18 protein-coding genes are annotated in these 20,070 nt (G+C 43.0%); 6 read left to right on the forward strand and 12 right to left on the reverse strand.

The genetic code is table 11. The features are described 5' to 3' along the window. Positions 1-74 precede the first annotated feature (74 nt). Entirely contained in the window at positions 75-1,583 is a 1,509-nt protein-coding gene (locus tag DET62_RS06400; RefSeq protein WP_110013487.1) for an amidohydrolase family protein, read from the forward strand. Between the two features lie 168 nt (positions 1,584-1,751). Here DET62_RS06400 and DET62_RS06405 read toward each other — a convergent pair whose 3' ends face one another. Next, on the reverse strand, positions 1,752-2,531 hold the full coding sequence (locus DET62_RS06405) for a LytTR family DNA-binding domain-containing protein (protein ID WP_133566280.1): 780 nt from the start codon (positions 2,529-2,531) through the stop codon (positions 1,752-1,754). Between the two features lie 232 nt (positions 2,532-2,763). On the opposite strand from DET62_RS06405, the gene DET62_RS06410 reads away from it, so the two are divergent. The 4 genes from DET62_RS06410 to DET62_RS06425 all read left to right on the forward strand — a co-directional run bounded on the left by DET62_RS06410 (position 2,764) and on the right by DET62_RS06425 (position 8,526). Continuing rightward, positions 2,764-3,987, forward strand: coding sequence for an acyltransferase (locus DET62_RS06410; protein ID WP_034822838.1), 1,224 nt, complete (start codon positions 2,764-2,766; stop codon positions 3,985-3,987). Positions 3,988-4,170: 183 nt separating this feature from the next. Continuing rightward, positions 4,171-6,555: a carboxypeptidase regulatory-like domain-containing protein gene (locus DET62_RS06415; protein WP_034822836.1), complete on the forward strand. Its 2,385-nt coding sequence runs from the start codon at positions 4,171-4,173 to the stop codon at positions 6,553-6,555. 64 nt (positions 6,556-6,619) lie between these two features. Next, positions 6,620-7,297, forward strand: coding sequence for a response regulator transcription factor (locus DET62_RS06420; RefSeq protein WP_034822933.1), 678 nt, complete (start codon positions 6,620-6,622; stop codon positions 7,295-7,297). Further along, the gene (locus DET62_RS06425) at positions 7,297-8,526 is read left to right on the forward strand and encodes a HAMP domain-containing sensor histidine kinase (protein WP_034822834.1); all 1,230 of its coding nucleotides are present in this window, start codon (positions 7,297-7,299) and stop codon (positions 8,524-8,526) included. Before DET62_RS06420 ends, DET62_RS06425 begins: the two co-directional genes overlap by 1 nt. 64 nt (positions 8,527-8,590) lie before the next feature. Here DET62_RS06425 and DET62_RS06430 read toward each other — a convergent pair whose 3' ends face one another. The 10 genes from DET62_RS06430 to DET62_RS06475 all read right to left on the reverse strand — a co-directional run bounded on the left by DET62_RS06430 (position 8,591) and on the right by DET62_RS06475 (position 17,997). Further along, the gene (locus DET62_RS06430) at positions 8,591-9,106 is read right to left on the reverse strand and encodes a hypothetical protein (RefSeq protein ID WP_034822832.1); all 516 of its coding nucleotides are present in this window, start codon (positions 9,104-9,106) and stop codon (positions 8,591-8,593) included. A gap of 104 nt (positions 9,107-9,210) precedes the next feature. Continuing rightward, a complete protein-coding gene (locus DET62_RS06435; protein WP_034822831.1) occupies positions 9,211-9,654 on the reverse strand; it encodes a hypothetical protein in 444 nt (147 codons plus the stop codon). Between the two features lie 78 nt (positions 9,655-9,732). Then, positions 9,733-10,302, reverse strand: a complete 570-nt coding sequence (locus tag DET62_RS06440; protein ID WP_034822829.1) for a hypothetical protein — start codon at positions 10,300-10,302, stop codon at positions 9,733-9,735. A 539-nt stretch (positions 10,303-10,841) separates the two neighbouring features. Next, positions 10,842-11,984: a N(5)-(carboxyethyl)ornithine synthase gene (locus tag DET62_RS06445; protein ID WP_110013486.1), complete on the reverse strand. Its 1,143-nt coding sequence runs from the start codon at positions 11,982-11,984 to the stop codon at positions 10,842-10,844. Between the two features lie 250 nt (positions 11,985-12,234). Then, a complete protein-coding gene (locus DET62_RS06450) occupies positions 12,235-13,122 on the reverse strand; it encodes an HNH endonuclease signature motif containing protein (RefSeq protein ID WP_034822821.1) in 888 nt (295 codons plus the stop codon). Beyond that, positions 13,119-14,696, reverse strand: a complete 1,578-nt coding sequence (locus tag DET62_RS06455) for an AAA family ATPase (RefSeq protein ID WP_034822818.1) — start codon at positions 14,694-14,696, stop codon at positions 13,119-13,121. Before DET62_RS06455 ends, DET62_RS06450 begins: the two co-directional genes overlap by 4 nt. Before the next feature lie 139 nt (positions 14,697-14,835). Further along, positions 14,836-15,318: a hypothetical protein gene (locus tag DET62_RS06460; protein WP_034822814.1), complete on the reverse strand. Its 483-nt coding sequence runs from the start codon at positions 15,316-15,318 to the stop codon at positions 14,836-14,838. Positions 15,319-15,359: 41 nt separating this feature from the next. Then, entirely contained in the window at positions 15,360-16,433 is a 1,074-nt protein-coding gene (locus tag DET62_RS06465; protein WP_034822813.1) for an MBL fold metallo-hydrolase, read from the reverse strand. A 3-nt stretch (positions 16,434-16,436) separates the two neighbouring features. Then, positions 16,437-16,931 carry a hypothetical protein gene (locus tag DET62_RS06470; protein WP_034822812.1) on the reverse strand — a complete coding sequence of 165 codons (495 nt, stop codon included), beginning with the start codon at positions 16,929-16,931 and terminating at the stop codon, positions 16,437-16,439. 10 nt (positions 16,932-16,941) lie between these two features. Then, the gene (locus DET62_RS06475; RefSeq protein WP_110013485.1) at positions 16,942-17,997 is read right to left on the reverse strand and encodes a lipase family protein; all 1,056 of its coding nucleotides are present in this window, start codon (positions 17,995-17,997) and stop codon (positions 16,942-16,944) included. A 136-nt stretch (positions 17,998-18,133) separates the two neighbouring features. On the opposite strand from DET62_RS06475, the gene DET62_RS06480 reads away from it, so the two are divergent. Then, positions 18,134-18,886, forward strand: a complete 753-nt coding sequence (locus DET62_RS06480) for a hypothetical protein (RefSeq protein ID WP_133566282.1) — start codon at positions 18,134-18,136, stop codon at positions 18,884-18,886. 95 nt (positions 18,887-18,981) lie between these two features. Here DET62_RS06480 and DET62_RS06485 read toward each other — a convergent pair whose 3' ends face one another. Then, positions 18,982-20,055 (reverse strand): ATP-binding protein, encoded by a 1,074-nt coding sequence (locus DET62_RS06485; RefSeq protein ID WP_034822793.1) that lies wholly within the window; start codon positions 20,053-20,055, stop codon positions 18,982-18,984. Positions 20,056-20,070 lie beyond the last annotated feature (15 nt).

Consider the following 20,070-nt stretch of genomic DNA (forward strand, 5'->3'; position numbering starts at 1 on the left):
TTCATAATCGATCAGCTTTTATTGGGTTGCCTTTCTATTCTGAATGCACTTATCAGAACCAAAGGTAATTAGTTATGAAAGCTTTAAACTTAAAGAAACTCGGTTTGTGGTTAATTGTTTTATTGCTTGCTCTCAGCGCGACCAGTTTCGGTGTTATGTACTACCAGGTGAATAAAGCCTGGGGAGAATATGTTCCTGTTGTAGACCCTGCGCTTTATGCAAAAACTCAGGACGCTTACGCCATTACCAACGCAAACGTGTTGTCAGATAATGGACAGTACATGCTGCCTAATCAGACGGTATTGATTCAAGAAGGCAAAATAACAAAAGTGGGGAGCGACCTCTCATTACCTGAGGATGCGCAAGTCATTGATGGCACGGGTAAGTTTATAATTCCCGGCCTTATTGATGCGCATGTGCACTTATGGCAAAGCCCGAATGACTTGTTGTTGTATCTGGCTAATGGCGTCGCCCATGTACGTGAGCTCAATGGTAGTGAAGAGCACCTGCAATGGCGTGCTGAAATTGCATCAGGACGGCCGGGGCCGGACTTATTTGTGGCAACCCGACGTCATAATAGCTCAAGTGGTATTGCTGGCTTGTTCGACCGTTGGGCTGCAAAAATAAACTCGGTAGCCGATATCGACGATATACCTGAGCGGGTAAACGAGATTAAAGACGCAGGCTACGATGCCATAAAAATTTACACGCTTTTAAGCAATGACCACTTCTTTGCTTTTAACGAAGAGGCGGTTAATAGCGATATACAAATTTTAGGGCATATTCCATATAACCTGCCACTTTCAGAGCTTTGGCCGTCGAACCTGAAAGAAATAGCCCATGTTGAAGAGTTTGTTAAAGCCCTGGACCGTGAGTTTGGTGGCTATGGCCGCGATAATACTGAGGCCTTTCTGGAGTTTGTAGAAAAGCGTAGTACCGACATAGCAAGCCGTCTGGCAGAGAATAATATGGCGGTGGTTTCTACTCTGGCGCTTGTCGAGAGCTTTCCTGTACAGAAAATAAGCGTAGAAAGTGCACTGAGTCATGTTCACGTAGAGCATGTAAACCGCGGAATTGCGGAGGCTCTACACCCAAGTATTAAAGTCATGGGGTGGCTGCCCGAAGTAAACATTTATCGTTTACCGGAAGACTATCCTGAAGAGCGTGTTCCCGGTAATCAGCGTTATTGGAAAGCTTACGCAAAAGCCAACCAGATACTTTTGCAGGCTATGCGCGATAATCGGGTCAAGGTTCTGGCGGGTACTGATGCAAATGTGCCTGTAATGGTTCCCGGGTTTTCCATGCACGACGAGCTTGCTGCGCTGGTTCGTACCGGCTATAAACCAGCTGAGGCATTGAGAAGCGCGACGGCTGAAACCGCACAGTGGATGGGGCTAAAAACGGGCGTCGTTGCTGCAGGTTACCAGGCAGACCTTGTGGTACTGAATAGTAATCCGCTGGTGGATATCGACAATACCAGAGCAATTTCGGGCGTTATGTCTAACGGACGTTGGTATTCATCTGAGGACACGCAAGCTATGTTAAAAGCGGTTAGGGATGCAAACGCAGGAGTTCTTGATTAGGCCTTGAGTTAGTTACGGTTGCGAATATCCGGGAATAGGTTGATTAAATCGTTATATTGGCTATCTCAAGATCTACGGCGTCACTGGCAGTATTTGCACGAAAAAACGGGGGGTCGTCTTTAGGATTTTGAATGTTCAGATAACGAAGAACTCCATTCCCATTTCAACTCACGCAGTGGAAAGCGAAGTCACAAACGTGTCAAACTCCTTTTTAAAACGTCTGGATAATTTAAGCACGGTGCCGTCTCTCATTTTGATGTCTGCATCACCAGAGGGGAGTTTCTCAATATGTTCTATCCAATGGGTGTTGATGACTTGTGAACGATGAGTTCGAACAAAACCATAGAATTTTGCTTGCTCAGCGAAGTCTGTCATTGTAATTCGCATCGGGTAAATGGCTTCGTCAATACGGAGATTGATGTAGTTTCCTGCAGATTCAGCCCACTGCACCTCTCTCGTCTTTATCAAAAACTCTTTTCCCATTTTCTTTACTAGTAGGACTTCAGGTAGGGCGTTGTGACTTTCCGCGGGAGGCACTGAAGATTGAAAAATTGGCTTGGTATCACCTAACCACTGATAAAGTGCGTAACGATAGACTTCAATTACAACGACAAAGAATGTGAAGCTCCAAACGTCTTTTCGTATTTCATAAAATAGCTCAAATACAAAAGTATTTGTATTTGTTGCGAAATCATATTCTGATGCGGTGAAGCCGTAAGCAAACTCTCTTACAAGAACCATCGTGCAGACATGTAATAGACTGAAAACGATTGCTGCACCTGTATATCTGAAAAAAGATTTCAATGGGTACTTCCATTGCCAGCTGAAGTGCTCAGTAAACAATGCAATAAGTGGGAATAACAATAGCGTCGAGTAAGCACTTGATAGTTCCCAGACGAAAGGCTCCCAGGTCAAAAATGCGCTCTCGTTTCCCCGCATATCTTGCATTAATACTGTCGTCGCGTTTATCAGCCCATTTATTGAGAAAATTGCGAACAACAAAATTAGCTCAACCAGCCTTTTATGAGTCTGAAACCATTGCTTATTTATTCTCACGACAATTCGTTAGCCCCTATTTTCAACCGCTCATCACTTTTAACTGTCATAACAAGGTGTTAGCGACGACAAGATGATGCGTTTCAAGTAAAAGATCCGTGTATATCTAACACGGAAATCACACATGAATACAACTAAAAATTTCGTAGAAGGTCGAATACCTGCAATTGATACGCTACGAGTGGTAGCTATAGCTGTATTGGTTATGTTTCACCACGCAATGATCTACGTACCTGACTGGGGATTTCACTATAAGGTCGAAACGGAATGGGTCTTTTTACAAAACTTAATGGTAGTGACGTCTCCCTGGCGCATGGGACTATTGTGGTTGATATCTGGGATTGCGTTAAGCTTCATGATTACCAAAATATCGATCCCATATGCATTGTTGAAGCGGACGTCACAATTGCTTTTCCCGCTTTTAATTGGTGTACTTTTGATTGTTCCCCCCCAGCTTTATATTGAAATGTCACAAGCGAGCGAAATGCCGCTGAGTTATTCAGAGTTCACTTATGCGTTGTTTTTTCAACAGGGTGAAACGTTCAGGAATTTCACAGCAGGGATCTGGCCGAGCATTGATGTAAATCACCTTTGGTTTCTCCGATCATTGTGGCAATACAGTCTACTGGCAATATTAATTTCACCTTTGTTAGCGACTACTATTGGTAAACGAATTTTAGCCGCTATAGCGAAGAAAATATGGTTAATTCTACTAGCGATATTCGTCTTAGCATTGTTTATTCAAGAAGCCTTTTCAGGTGACTTGGTAAGAGAATCTTACGGATTGGTCTGGTTCTTTGTTGGGTTTTCACTTGGTCGATATATAAACTTTTGGAACCAGATATCTGAACATGTAAAAGTGCTGATATCGTTGGCCGTTCTTAGCTTAATTGCGGTGCAGATAGGCTTCTTATTTGTATGGAAATCCGAAAACCCGAACGAATTCATCAAAGTCATTGCTGAGTTCGGGTACATTCTTAACCGGGCGGTTGTGCCGATCGCGATTGTCGCAACAGTTTACAAATGGTTTAACCATGCTAAACCTCAAATTACACGACTAAACACTCTGGTGTTCCCACTTTATATTATTCACCAAAGTGTCAGTATCGTTGTGGCATTTCTTCTGTCCAGCTATGCGCCGGAGATACCACTATTTCAACATTTTTTATTAAGCACTTTGTTTGTATTGATGCTCTGCTTTTCAATATTGATCGCGATTGAGCGCTCTAATGTGTTACGCCCGGCCTTCGGAATGCCAGTATCTCTGCGAAGTCAGCGTTTAGAGCAGTGCGTGCAGGCTTTCACTTTTTGTTGCAGTGTTCCAATTGGCTTAGAGATTTTGTTTTAAATTTAAGGAAGAGAACTGCGAATTTCCAACGGATAACGACCGACCAAATCGGCAGTATTGGCTCCTGTCAGTCAATATCTTTGATGTAGCTTTCACATGACAGCGACTTTTTAGTCACATTAGCTTTGTTAACCTCGCAGCAATCCATCAAAAAATGACAGTGGGTTTTTAGAGGGTAACAATATGAATAGACAATTCAAACAGGTATCGTGGTTAGCTCTGTGGACACTTCTGATTAGCTTTCCATTTTTTGCCTACGCAGCAGAGGCGCCCGGTGCGCTGACCGTTATAGTCAAAGATCAGAATACTGACCGACCAGTCCCGAACGCGCAGGTCACGATTACGGAACGGGAAACCTCTTCCTCGCAAACTTTCGAAACCGACGAAAAAGGTCGTATTGTCGCTGAACAGCTCGACCCGGGCCTTTACTCGGTGAATACAGCCAAAAGCGGCTTTACTGCAGTGTATGAACCAAGCATACGCGTCATTACACGCAAAAATATCAAGCTTGAATTAGAGCTTAAAGAAGTGGAAATTGAGAGGGTTGTTGTCCTGGGACAGCAAACCGATGCATTCGCATCAGCGTCCAGCACTTATCTTGACAGAGAAGCGTTGCGAAGCGCTGTGGGCGGTGGAGCCGATCCGCTGCTCTCGTTGGACGGGTTGCCTGGCTTAGCATCCGCAAGTGAATTCGCAAGCTTTAGTGTTCGCGGCCGTGGGCCAAGAGACAATCTGCTATTCGTTGATGACTTTCCCTTTGATAAAGCGGTGCACTTTGATGCGACACTGGGTGAAGAGGAAGACGTCGGCGGTGGTGGCCGTTTCTCGATATTCGCACCGAACGTTATCAGCGGAGCAGAGTTCTCACCCGGTGGGTGGGGCGCGGCGTATGGTGGCCGGGCGGCGTCGCTACTCAAACTGGAAGTCGCCGATGGCAACCCAAGCCCCTCTGCAAGTTTCCGCTACGACCTTGCCGGCTATGAAGTGGGTTACGATGGTCCTGTCGGTATCACAGAAGACGCGACATTACTCGTTTCTGCCAGACGACTGGACTTCGGCGATTTGTTTGAAACTATCGATGAACTCGACATTGGTGAGCCTGTTTTAAGAGACGTCATCGTAAAGTCGGTCATACCAATTAATCAGAAAAATACATTGGAAATTTTACTGATTGATACACACGAGGATTATACTCGTGGCGTAACTCATGTTTTCGCATCACCCAATTTCGAAGATGCTGCGCTTCAAGATTCCGAACAAGACAGCGATATGTATGGATTTACTTTGCGGTCATTAATCGGTGATACCGGTGTCTTGACCAACAAGGTTTACTACCGCAAAAGCGACAAAACCAGTTCTGAGGGTGAGGCATTCCCTGATCAAGTGCCTTCGGGGTCGCCCGCGTCCAGTTTTCCGGTTCGGGAAGACATAATTACTATCGGGGAAGACGAAACCGAGATTGGCTGGCGAAGTGACTTCGAAATGCTGAATCAATGGGGCGTTTTCAGTGCTGGTATTCGAGTCACGCAACTGGATTTGGATTACGACACCGTCTTAGATGGAGATTGGAACCGATTTGTCTACGACGACGATGATTTTAGGCCAGACCCCGATCAACGTTATATTGTATTGACGCCGGAAAACATTAACTCTTCACTCAGTCAGAAAGAAACGAGCTTAGCAAGTTACGTGGAGCAAGTTTTTGAGTACGGTGATTGGGATTTTCGCACGGGCATGCGGCTTGAGCGGGACGGCTTTGCCGACGAAACTTTAGTGTCGCCCAGGTTCAGTGTTAACTGGCGACCCGGTAACACGGTTCGATACTTTGCCAGTGCTGGGCTATTTCATCAGTCGCCACGGTTTTTAGACCTTGCTGCTAACGAGTCTAACGATCTTGAGAACGAAGAAATCACACACAGCAGTGTCGGTTTTGAGTACTTCCCGAGCCAACGTTGGTCAATTTTGACCGAAGCCTATTATCAAAATCTCGATAATCTGGTGGTAGACCTTGATCGAGCAAACGGGACTTTTGCAAACATTGGTGACGGTACATCCTACGGTGTGGATATTGTCGCCAATGGTATGATTAGTGAAGGCCTGTACGCTACCGCAACCTATTCTTATAACGATGCCGAAGTCGACCGGAAAGACGGTCGCGGTGACGTAGCCGCCGAGTTTAACCGAGAGCATGTTGCGACCCTCGGCCTGACCTGGGAAATAAATGACCGCTGGAAGGTCGCCGGGCGTTACAAATATCTTTCTGGCAGGCCAGACAACGAATTTATTATTCACTCAGACGTATTGGGGCCAGGACAACCTTTGCGCTATTCGAAAGAGATTACTGAGCGCAATGTCGGTCGCAAAAGCGGTTCCGGTATTTTGAATATTCGCGTTGACTATCGGCGCGCAGTTGGCCCTGTAGATGTAACCGCCTTTCTCGATGTCATCAACGTAACGTCTGCATCATCGGGCGACGACACCGAGTTTGACTACCGTCGGGGTGTTGAAGTGAAAGACGAAAGTGAGGCCGAGCCTCTGATTGGTTTGCGATTCGATTATGCTTGGTAAAGAGGTTTGTTAAAGAGCCTGATAAGGAGAACAGTAGATGACAAACGTGCTTGGTGCGGCGCCGATTAGAGTGTTGATTGTCGAAGATAACCGCGACATTTGTGGAAACATTGCCGCTTACCTGGAAAAGCATCGTTATATACTGGACTTTGCCTACGACGGTATCAGCGCTATGCACCTGGCGTTGACCAGCCCGTTTGACATTATTGTTCTGGACCTCATGCTTCCAGGGATGGATGGCCTAAGTTTTTGCAAAAAGCTGCGCGCTGATGGCAAGCTAGAAACACCAGTGCTTATGCTAACGGCGAGAGACACGCTTGACGATAAAATTAAGGGTTTCGAGGCGGGAGCTGATGACTATTTGGTTAAGCCATTCGCATTACAGGAGCTGCATGCGCGGCTGCAAGCGCTTTACAAACGCAGTCACGGAAAAACCGATAACCTGTTAACGGTTGGAGAGCTCACTCTGAATCGATCCACGCTGCAAGTTCATCGCTCGGGGCGACGAATTGATCTCAACCCTACTGGCATGAAACTCCTTCAGCGATTGATGGAAGAAGCCCCGTCGGTTGTGACTCGCGATGCTCTAGAGACGTTGTTGTGGGCTGACGAACCCCCTGATGGTGATGCGCTTCGCTCGCATATGTACAAACTGCGACAGGCTATTGATAGGTCATTTGATACTCCGCTAATTCATACCGTGCACCGCATTGGCTACCGAATTGCAGAGGACATTGAGTAATGTATCGACACAGTTTGCGCACGCGTGTCGCCGTTGCATTTGCGATTTGTGTTGCTGTGCTCAGCGTGGTCTGGGGTTTTGCGTTCTTCGCCGCGATTAAGTTGAGCGAGGACCGTGTGATGACGCGTCAACTGCAGCATGCTATTGAGAGTTATCCCTCTATGCCGATAAACCTTCGTGGTTACGACCAGGCGAGTAACTTGCCGGAACCACTCCGGGAGTGGGCGCAGACAAACCCCGGTGAGGGCGTGTACGAATTCGAGAAAGAAGAGCTGCATGTCGCGGTGCTCTCTACCGACAATGAACAGCGACACGCCTTTGTGGTTTTCGATGTCGCCGGAATAGAGGCTGCGTCGTCAGAGGATTGGTGGTGGCTGCTCGTTATTACCGGTGTCGTGGGTACGCTCGGTACTCTTGGTTTCGGGTTGGGAATTCTTGTAATGCGTAGAGCTGTCGCCCCGGTTGCACAGCTCGCCAAAGTAGTCGCGGACATCAATCCAGAGCAACTATCGGCAGAAGATCATAAACGTATAGAGTCCACTCGGTTTGGCGATGATGAGGTAGGCCTGCTCGCCAGGACTATTGAGAAGACTCTTGAGCGTATCAGTGCCTTTGTTGAGAGGGAGCGATACTTTACCAGTTCAGCCAGCCACGAGTTGCGGACACCTATAACGGTGATAACCGGTGCGCTTGAGCTACTTGAGCAAAGCGATCTGTCAGCGACTGATGTGAAGACGTTAAATAGAGTGAGGCGCGCCACGCTAGACATGAAAACCACGATTGAAATGTTTCTGTGTCTCTCTCGCGAAACCGACGACGGATTGTATAATGAGATGTTTTTAGTGATGCCGCTGGTGAGCCTGGCGGTAGAGCAACAGCGCTACCTGTTGAGCGGCAAGTTCGTTGATGTTGAAATTGCCGAGCACGCAAACCCCATAGTCTACGGACATCCACAAGCTTTCGCTATCGCCGTCAATAATCTGGTGCGAAATGCATTCGAGCACACACTCGACGGCCAAGGGCCCATCACGGTTCGTATTAAACAGAACGAGCTCTTAGTCACTAATCAGGTGAGCAGTGACGCTGATGAGCGGCACACGCCGACTGAGGCGTCGTCTCACGGGTATGGTCTGGGTTTAGGTATTGTACAGCGGCTGTGTGAGCGCAACGGCTGGTCGTTTTCGCTGCTCTCTGATGAGAAGCGTGTCATCGCCCGTCTCTCGTGGTAAAGGGGGAGAACTACTCTGATGGTTTAATCGCTGGCGGCCACCGGTCGCGAACTGCCGCTACTGGTTATGTTTGATTTGCCGTAAACTCTGAAACCGGAAAAAATACCGAATTTAGAAACGAGGAGTAAGCCCATATTAGCGTGCCGAGTATAGTTACCAATAGATAAAACCAAACGTTTCTGTACCTCTCAATGAACTGACTGCGACGCTCGTTTAGCTTTGCAGCCTTTTCAGAATCGGGTGTATACTCGCCCCAAAAACTTCCGAAGTCCCTTACAATTTCGGGTGTACCTTCGAGATAAACTTTCATTTTGTCAGTATCAAGTGACGAAAAGTATGCTTCTGAAAATATTGCAAGAAGGCCGAGGATCGTTATGAGTCCGCCTCCAGCGGATAGCCAGCCGAAATCCTTCGAGTAAAGCGAAATAGCCAAGTGCATGAGTAGAAGCAATGCAACAAAGATTACCTTCTTCCACAATGGGCTATTTTCGACCCGCTTAAGAAACCCATTAAGGCGATCAGCTGAAGCAGCAACCACTTGAGCAATTTTTAACAGTTTCTCATCCGGTTCTTCAGTCATATTGGGTACTACGCCTATGGTTTAAAACATAACGCCGCTCAGTACGGGTGGCTAGGAAATGGGTCGAAGCCGCAATAGAGTGGGAGTCGCCGTGACTGGTTTGGTTATAATTCACTGTAGTCAAGTCTAACTCTCAACAGCTCGCTCACTCTCTGCAAATCCGTAAGTATCTGAACTGGGCCTTCGAGTTTTCCTTGATGCTGTGATGTTTCTCTGACCATTTCATATGAGATACCGTTTAGGAGGCGACAACCTTCGATTATAGAATCCTGGTTTGGCAAACCTAGCGCTTTAGCGAAAGCTGAGTAGAACGGAATAGACTGGCTCTTCGATAAAATCGTTGAGATCAACACCTTTAGTTCACTCTGGAGTTCAAGTGAAGCGTTGGCATTTGTGATTTTGGCTCTGTACCGCAGGCAAAATGCGGATAAATTACCTAGGCTTTCTTTGAAGGAAACTATTGGCTCCAGCACCAGCTTCAGAATAAATTGGCCCACGACGAAAACCGCCACACCAGCCAGTATTGTGAAGAAAACCGAGTCTTTCAACGAACTCTCCTTAAGTTATAACCTCGCGCTCCGGGGCTTGCCGAAGCGTAGCGTAAGCAAGTCCCTAGCAGCGCTTTGTCATGCTTTGATTTCATCTATCTTGTTCTTGGCCTTCACAATGAGAGCTTTTACTTTTTCAAGGTCGTCAATGTTGAAGTAAGCAGCCACAGCACCTATATTTCCGCTGGTTACGGCAGCCATAATTTGCTCACCAGAGCTAAAGGTGGATATTTTCAAATCACCTCTAGTTGAATAATCTGCTTGAAAATCATCAAGTTTAGTCACAGATGCTTTAACTTTTGATATGTATTCGATTCCTTTAACTAGAGAATCGATCTCGTCATAGTCGATGAAAGATGTGTGATCTTTGTCATATTGTCCGTTTTCTTTGAAAGCTTCGATTGTAATCCCGTACTGCTTTGTTCCATCAGTAACGTTAGTGAATTCCTTAGCTTCGATATTTACTGACGTATTGTAAAGCCCTTGTGTATTACCAATTTTGTGAAATCCTCGAATTAAGACAATCCCTGTTTTCGCACTAAATTGCTCAATCTTAGTCTTTGCTTGAGGTACAGTATCTTGAAGGTTCTCCGCCGCAAGAGACATCGGTAAAACTGCGATTAGCAGAGCGAAAGATATCTTTTTCATTTATTCTCTCCATAAAATGATGGGGTTATTAAAGGCATAACATTTATATACTGTGGATGCGCACTTTGTAACTCGTTCAATTGATAGTTGCCACTTCTTAAGTTACTGAGCAAACGAAAATTCCTACTTTGAAATGACCTGAATAAGCAAAAGCAATTTGAGCATGTTCAGCCACCCTCTAACGGCCTCATGATATCCAACTTTAAATTTTTGTTATGTAATTGACAGTAAACGACTTAAATACACAGCACAATAACAAAATGCACAATATTGCGGAGATAAACTTAGCCTTGAAAAATGGATTATCAAAACAGCCCCATGTTGACGCCTAAAAATGGACTGTACTGTTGATTTCTTGTGTCCCTCTCAAGAACTGAATCTGACTAGGTATGCCTGCATCGAAAGTTAGGGCGGGCAACGTAAGTAGTTTAAAAATTTCATTGCATTTACGGGATTCATTTCGGCTAAGCGAACACTAAAGTGGCTCAACGACATCGCACGTGGTGTAGAGGAAGCCCAAATAAATGGGCTTGGAGCCACTAAATTGGCAGGTGTGGGTAAGCCTGCTGGCGGTTTTGATAAGCCAGAATATCTGGTTTTTGAATGACGCCTTTATCAATATTGATGGCTCGACGTATGGTTTCATTTTGCTGCCATCCATCCGGTCCTGCGGCTATGGCCGGTAAATGGAAAACCAATGCGGCGGAAATTGAGCGTGAGGCACTTTCCCAAAAATAGCTGGGTGTATGGTCAACGGCGTAGTAATCCACTTTTTCAACTTGAAACATGGGATTCTTAAAGGTGGTTGGTTTAGCAAAATAAAAACCCATACCTTCGTCACAACTGACATCAATAATCAAACAGCCCGGTTTGAGACAAGCTTTCTCTTGTTCAGTGACAAAGTCGATAGGGTTGTTGGTGTCTTGATAGATGCCATTGATAATGAGCCCCGATTCGCTGATCAAATCACACAGTGGCCTTTCTGTACCGTCATGTTCAACCACCATCATTCTTGCTTGATCGGCAGCGCCTGCTCTTAACCAAACATAATGACAATCGAGGACTTCTTCACGGACCTCATGATCAGGTCGCTGAATGCAGATAGTAATATCGCGAAAGCCATGGGCTTTGAGTGCATAAATAGCCCCACGACTGACAGCACCAAAACTGAAGATAAGCGCTTTACGCTGATTACCATAATGGCCGTCTATGCCCTTAAGCTGGAGCGCATGGATAACCCCGCAATATCCCGCCATTTCATTATTTTTATAGAATGTATGGCGGCCAACCTGGCCTTGAGGACCCCAGACATACATATCTTCAAAAGCGATTAAAGTCTGTTTTCTATCAATGGCAATCTGGGTGACTTCTCGTTGTTGTGTGCAATGAGGATAACCCCAGAGTACGCCGCCGATACGCAATTGCTCAAAATCGGCAAGTACTGGTTTGGCGATAACAACGGTGTTCATGGTTTCTAACAACTCGTCTCTTGATGCCAATCCTCCCACCTGATCGTCGAGTTCAGCATCATCAATACCAAAGCGTTCGCCATAACCCGTTTCAAAAATGAGTTGCTTACGTATTTTTTCGGGGAGCCTCGATAAATGTTCCGGATGTATCGGCACGCGCCGTTCATCTTCCTTTTTAGAGCTGCCAATAACGCCTAATGAAGTCATATTCATGGTATTGCCTTGTGCTTGAGCGTTTGAACCAACAGTGGTTGGCAATTCTTACTGCAAGCGAGAATGAAATGTGCAGGTACTTTGATGTGGAGAATAGGTTTTGATTGTATATGAGAGAAGACTGGAGCTTGTGAACTTAAAAAAGCTATGCTGAGAGTGTAACACAGTTCGGGTTTTCTATCTGAATATTAAGAACCACCTTGTGAACTGACAATAAAGTTTGCACACTGAATTGAGAGCAAACATCAAACTACACCTCAAAAAAAGCGACTGAATCTACTAAGCATTGGTACATTACTTTTTTCCAATGATTAGCAAACTGGGTGGATTGTATTATTGGCATAAGGTATGACCGAATAAACTCCGTTTTGACCACATCAGGTGTTACTTGTGGTGCGATCCTCAATGCACTTTGTGTGAAAGCATTTTTTTGATCGATAACTTCACTTAGATGTTTTCCAGCTTCTAATCTATATCTGCTGGCTAAGTCTAGAGTATTAAAATGGTTTGCTGCTCTATTTTGGTCTTCCTGGCTCCATGTGTTGGGACAATTAACAAAAAAGCAAAACGCTCCATCATCTTCAGCAAGATACTCAGCAAAAACCCACTGCTCTTGATGAAAAATATCTTTATCAACATAGGGGTGAATCGCTTGTTCGTCGGAAATGGTCGCGAAAACTTGACCTTTTTCTCCCATATTGCAATCACGGCATGATGGTACTAAGTTTAATGGCATTATGGAAAACTCAGGGAAATGAGCTTTAGGCAAAAAATGGTCTAAATTCTTAGTATGGCCTATATCTCCACAAAATGGGCAACGCTCTCCGGAAGAGAGCAAAAGGGCATCATAATAATCTCTTGCAGGTTTGCTTTTATTACGTAAATTATTTTCATATAGGTTGACTAATTTTCTTTTTGTTAGGTGCCCTACCACTGGTGTTTCATTGGTTAAAGGATGTGTTTTGGGGTATGCATGCAAGTTGCCATCTTTGCTTAATTCTTGATACTGTTGCTCTTTATCATGAAAAACCTGAAACTCTGAAATAAAGCTTTTTCGGACATTAACTTGCTCCATTCCTTCCGCACACTTTGCCAGCATGCCATAGAAAGATATATTGGGAAGGTCGAGTCTTTTCATTGCGCTTTTTTTGCATCCCTACTTAAAACCATTGCTTTTAGAACGGTTCTGCCTTCTAAGCCTATTTGATTCTTATACTCTGATAATAGAGCATCATATGATGCTCCAGATTCAACGGATTTAGTTAAAAGCGAGTGATATCCAGAGTTTGCAACCTCAAGAGCAAAAACTTCACGAGTTAATACTCCAAGATTTTCGCCAAAAGTTTCTATTTCCGGCCTGTCAACAGATATAACCTCTCTAGAGCGGGTGACTTTCCACACGCATGATTTAGGTATTTCTTGAAGAACAACAGGGGAGTGAGTTGCGATTATTGCCACTCCATTTTTGAGATACAACAAATCACTCAAGGTGCGTAAAAATGAAGATAGAAGAGGTGGATGTAGATGACCCTCTGGCTCATCCAACAATACAAGAGATTTTTCACCAACTGTGTTAACTAATCTCGTTATGGTGAATAGTACGATTGCATGCCCCGAACTCATGCGCTGTAAGTAATTAGAAATATCTAGATAAAATAACTCTTCAAACTTCTCATTATCAGTTTGAATGTTTTTGTGCTTTTCTTTAAGGCTAACATATCGTGTATTAAGAATACTAAGCCCCATATTTTCAAAGTTTTTGTCGCTGCTCAAGTTATCGATAGCGTCAAGCCAAAGATCTTTTTTTTCCTCGTTACTTAGACAACCGATTAAAGCTGAAACAAAGTCTTTACGAAGATCAACTAGTGAGTTTAGCGCTTCACTATTTTCTCTATTTTTAAGACCTATATAAAAATACTTCGTTCCTTTAGCCGGGTCTGGTTGCTCATGAGGTGGAGTAAATGGATCAAATGCGCTAAAGGAGACTGAAACTAAGGAGCGAAAATAGCCATTAGGAATGCGAGATTCATTTAATATATCGCTTTCTGTAAAATAGCAGGACTCGTTATTAGGGTTAGTGATTGCATCAATCATACCGTTTAAAATAGTTGTTTTACCACAACCATTACGGCCGATAAAAGCATGAATATTTGTACTCGGGATTGAACCTACTTTAACTTTAAATGGTATTTTAAGGTCACAAAAACCATCGAAATTTTCCCTAACAAAACTAAAATCATAATCAGATAACTCAGCAAGACCGTTTAAGACTCTAGAAAACTGTCCATGCACGTCGGATAATGTCACCCCACGAAAAAGAGACGTGTTTAAGACTACTTCATCTTCAATTTCTTTGATTCTTTCAGGCTTATAAACAATATCTTCTAAAGAAATTAATACATCGCGCTTGAGCTGCGGGTCAAGCTTACTAAGGTTTTTGTAATATTCGACATCAGTTCCTAATGAGAAGTACTGGTCACTTAAATTCGAAAAATTCTTACCTAACGTTACATATGTAGCTTTATCAGTTGTCTGTCCCTTAAAAGCAATCTTCACATTGCCAATTTCATATTCATTTCCTTTCTCATCAAATACGGTCAAATAGAAAGCGGTAATGAAAGAGTAGTCATTCCAATAATCCACCTCTAAGTAAGCAGTATTCATGCTTGTAGGGGGTTTGCGTTCATTTCTATCTAAAACTATAAAATTCATCTATGCATCTCTCCATAAAACGCATTCACAACCGCATTCATTTTTTTCAGTCTTTACTTCTTAAAGTCATGACGTTTGACAATTGGGCAGCTTTAGGTTTCATATAGAATCGTGGCTGTTGAGCCGGTAACGACACTTGCTAGCTTTTATTGCCTGGGGCGCGAGACAACCTTTTATTATTAAAGAATAACAGTAAAGACATAGGAGCAATTTGGCAAAACCAAGCCAGCACATATAAAACCGGGATACTAGGGTCAAACTCCGATAACTGCTTTATAAATAGACCATGCACTAAGCCGTAAGACGCAATTGCAGTTATAGATGACCACATACCAGCGCCCAGAACTATAGCCCAGCTAGAGAGTATTCCTTGGGATATTTCCCACTGTGTTTTGTATGGATGGAGGTAGGTGATGCCACCTAGTATATGAAACGGAACGGATACAATACCAAATATGAGCAAGACTATTGGAGTGCTGTACTCTAGAAGCCTCTCTGCGCCTTCAAATAGAAAGATAAATGCGGCTGGTGAAATAAACATCATTGCTGCAGTCACAAGCAACCCCAGTCTAGCGATCGTTTTATCTTCCAACTTTAGTAACTCATTTATATCAATTTTCATAAATAGATAAGACTAACCCCGTCATAAATCATATGAGTAAATCAATTTTCCTGATCTTCAGGGTATGGTAACGGAGTTACAGTTACCCATCCCTCACGTTCTGGAGCCTTGTAACCGGTTTTCTTGTGGCTTCCTTCGGTAGAAATTACTTTTGCTCCTCTGTGAATGAAGGCTCGAACAACAGACTTTCGAGGATGATCTTTATCTTCTTTTGCAGCACTAACGATTGCAGTAAAACTCTCCGAATCAGGATGTGCGTTATGTTTAGTACCTAGCCACCTATCCAATATTTCCGTTGATACATTGTGTCTGGAACCATGGTGGGGAACCTGTATTCGATCAATTCCAGGGAGTTGCAAACCAACATATGGAGCATACTCTGCAGCTTCGTCGAGAGCAGATCTACCTGCGTCACCAGTTAGCAAGATTTTCTGATCACATAGGCAAGCGTACTGAATTACGCTCATATTATTTTCAGGACTTGTGTCGTCCTCTGGGAAATACTCTTCACCCCATGCAGACCTAATGAAATTAATAGCTTTTCTAATATACTGTCCGGCTGCTTCAGCTAAATTTTGCTCCTCCACCTTTGTTGCTTCAGGGGTTTTTTCTGACTGAACAACAAGGTCTAAGTACCTCGTTTTCGATGGAGCCAAGACATTAAAGTCTCCGATCTTTGCGCCCTGAAATGGCTCTGAGATTTTTACCTTATGTTTTTGTGCTAGTTCTTCTAGAGCAACCAAGTTTGGATATAATTCTTTTAGCCTTTTTGTTAGATTATCTGAAGATGTGAAGCGACTGAATCGGTCGATTAACTTATCAGAATATAGCCATGGCCGTAGCATCCATAATTCACCAATTTCATATTCGTCAAACAGCTTCCTGAGCCCTCCGGCATGATCGCCATCGGGATGCGTTACAATTACAGCATCTATACGTCTTGGCAGTCCGTAATATTTATTTATGTGCTTGACTAACGAATCACCTGTGGCTTGGAACCCCCCATCGGTTACATGAATCCTGGTATCTCCGTTGACTGAATATCGGAGAGGTATTGCATCTCCGCTCCTTTTAGATTCAACGTCCAAGAAATCTATTTCAAAAAAGTCAGACATTAGTTATTCCTTGTCCTTCGCACTATTTATGCGTTTTGTTATGTAAGCGGTTTGTTTTTTATATGAAAAAGCAAATAGTAATAGCAACCCTACAATTGCCATTTCTGCCGAAAACTTATTCAAAAATTGGAGGCGCTCAGACAAAATTTCAAATATCTTTAAAAGAGATAAAGATAGAAACAATGATAAGAAAGTTCTATACATATTGTTTGCTTCTGAAAGAACCTCTATAAGCTTGTCTTTATTAGACGCTTCAACATAATCTCTATATTCCGAAAATTTAATAAACTCAATCCATTTAAGTGCTGGTTCAATTATAATGGAACCAACTCTGCTAATCACTAACCCTATGAAATAATATAGGAAAACCCCAATGACAATGTCTTCTTGAATAAAGTTATATTTAGTTAATGACTTAGTTATTGCTACAAAGACCACCCCCGGCAAGAGATAGTTGAAAATGTTGTATGTAGAAAGCTTTTCAAATAAATCTTTCATCTCATTTACTCTAATTTCTTTTTAAAGCAATAAAAGCTAGTTTAGCGCGGTAGACAGACATACTGTGGTCGGTCCCAAACTTTTTCCAGGTCAACTGTTTTCTCGCCCACCCCTTAAGTCGATACCAAATATCCACATGAGTTAGTAATCGAGCTTTGCTGTATTCACCTGCTTTCACGTTTGTTAAAAAGCGCATATCACCCCCGTGAATATATTCTCCAAACTTTTCTCGGAGAGCTGATTTAAGCTTATCTCCGACAGCAGGAATAAAACCTAGTACCCATGAAATAGAAGTGATGAGAAAGTCGGGAGGAGGCACCATAGTTACACCATCAGAGGAGTTAACAACCCTGTAAATTGGCGTTTTCATTGTCATGAGCCAGTGGTCATCTGAAACTCTTGGAGCGCCAAATGTGTAACAGGCAGCATTTCCTCCCAAGTGAGTTATTCTTTTAGCTGCTATTGTTGCGAGAGCTCCACCAAGAGAATGTCCCGTAATAAAAATAGGTAATTCGCCGAATTCTTTTAGAGATTGATTAACTTCCATTTCGATTATGTTGTAGGCATTGTGGAAGCCTGAATGAACTTTTCCTTCGGTAACGCAGTTAGTCAGAACCGCGTCGGCGTCTGACTTAATATCCTTTAGCTCTGTTGGCTCGGTACCGCGAAACGACAGTACGACAAATTCGTTTGTTTTTATAAGTATTGCTTGGCTGCCATCAGCATCGAATGTTTTTATGAGTTCAGCATCAAGCTGCCCTAACTGTGCATCCAAAAGCTTCTTTTCTTCGTCATGGTTATAGGCAAACTTGTCGACAGCTAGCTGAATAGCACTTTTAAGCACTCCATCACTCTTTTTTCCTTTCGACAGCATGCTTTCCACTTGATTGCCCAATCTTTCTGTAATAACCGGGGGGTTAAATCTCATATAGGCTAGCTCAGCAAAGCATGCCATTAACCATGCTGTTCGATCGCTATATGCTTTGCGGTGCATTGGAACGCTTTTACTGAGTAATTGTTTTGCTTGGTTCAGCTCGTCGCTCGTTTTTATAATTGGACTGGACATATTTATAATCTAGGTTAAACGTTTATTTTAAGTTAACATCATGTTCTGTTTTTGTATATGCAGTGTTAATTATTGTACGTCATTATTTTTTAAAATATGTTTTATCTTCATATTTGTGAGAGTGGGAATTTAAACTATGAGTGCCTGGTCTTCCCTTACAGAAAGTGGATTTTTTAATTCAGAAGAGTCTACTATGGTTTTGGGTTTTGCTATTGGCGGTATTGCTTTTATCAAGTTCATGAAACTTCTCTCTGATTGGGATCCGAAAAGAAAGGAGCGTGAACACCAAAAGTTTCGGATAGAAGCGTTAGAAGCATTGTGTGGGGTAAGTGTTCATAAAGCCAGTGAGCTTATAGTCTATGATTATGACACTGCATTAATTCGTTCCTTAAAGGAAAAAGTATGGGAGGCTTATGGTGTTAAATATGTGTTTGTCCAAGAGTTGGGGTTGGACGCTGTTGCGCAACTGCGTTTTCCATTATCCACAGTTGAAGCTTATGTTAACGGACGAAAAGCCTTAGAGCCCAGCTCCTCAAATTCGTCTGATGTTTGGTGTATTAAAAAGTCTGCTAAATTCAACCAAAAAAGTAGCTGGTTATTTCTGATTGTAGCTACTGTTTGCATTACTCTCTCGCTCTCTGGATTAGCTGGCTCTTGGATAAATGATCTTTTTGAGTCTGAATCGGGTCATAGTTTGGAAGAATTCATTCAACCTTTATTTGTTCTAGGTGCGGTACTAGCAGTTCCAGGCTATGCATTGTTTGATAATGTGAAAGAGGTTATAAGCGCTTATCAATTTAAACGGCTATGGGAACAGAAACTCTCGCATGCAAAAGTTGAGCATAATAATAGCGAGGAAAAGGAAGCTGGTAACGTTTCTAGTGGTTAAGTGTATTGAGTCTGTCAATATTACCACCGCATCCACTACAAACTCATATATTTTCAATATGCCCAGCTGGCTTTAAGGTCGAGTACCTTATTCTTTTAATTTGGGAAGCGCATTCTTAAATAATCCTCACAGGTTTGTCCTTTAAGAGCTTCACATTTTGCAAACTCTCGAATGTAAAAGATTTTATCAAACTCAACCGGTCTATTAGCGGATTCAACTTCCATGAACACCAACGATTTAGAGTCAATTGAGCATGGGCTTATGTTTATCAAGCGCGCTGCATCAGGGCCAAGCCTACTTTTAATGATGTTTTGTATATGAAGATAAAAATTGTCATAGCTGCCGTTGAAGTTTTCATTAACCTCTTGGTCTACCCCCCTTATATTGTGGTAGTCATCAACACCCAAAATTAAGTAACCTCCCTGAGTGTTTAAAAAGGCGGCTAAACATTTTAGAGTCTTGGCTTCAATGTCTTTCTGCGGTTTATTTCCTTTTCTGCGCGCTTTTCTAGATAAAGTTAGGGATTCTTTAAACTCTACATATTCTACAGGGTTTATCTCGCCCAACTCTATTAGACGCCTTACATTCGCCTCTAAAAGTGACTTATTATCAAGTTTCATCTGATTTTCTAGTGATAAAATCTTTTCCAAGGCAGGGGAGCTTGTCATATCAGCTTCACAGTCAATGCGTCTAAGCAGTTTAAGGGCTTCTTTACCTTCGTGACTGTCAAAGTATTTTTCTTTAAATATAGTAAAACAGATACGATAGCCTCTCTCTACTTCTTGAAAATAACTACAGGATCCATTAGGCGTCTTAAACTTAGCTAATTTAGTTAGAAGTGCACTTTGAATTGAGAGTGAATTAGGGGAGTTTGCTTCGGTAGCCAGTTGGGCGATTTCAATTATTTTGTTTTGCGTGGATAGAGGGAAAACTCTTTCATAATTCGACTCAAAGTAATCCCAACAGTCGTGCAATATTTGGTGCATAGTTGGATACTGATCCGAATACTTAAAGATTTCATCCATTAAGACTTGGTTCCAATTTTTTGACTCTCTCAGTATTCGAAATTCTAAGTAAAAGTCTGGATATTCACTCAATTGGTTATTAAGAAGCTCCTCCCAAGTTGATAGCTTCGACTTAGCCAGCTCAGTAAGAGGTGAATTACTCACAGATTATCCCTTTCC

Origin of the sequence: Idiomarina sp. H2, from assembly GCF_004364275.1 — a bacterium.
Taxonomy (GTDB): Bacteria; Pseudomonadota; Gammaproteobacteria; order Enterobacterales; family Alteromonadaceae; genus Idiomarina; species Idiomarina loihiensis.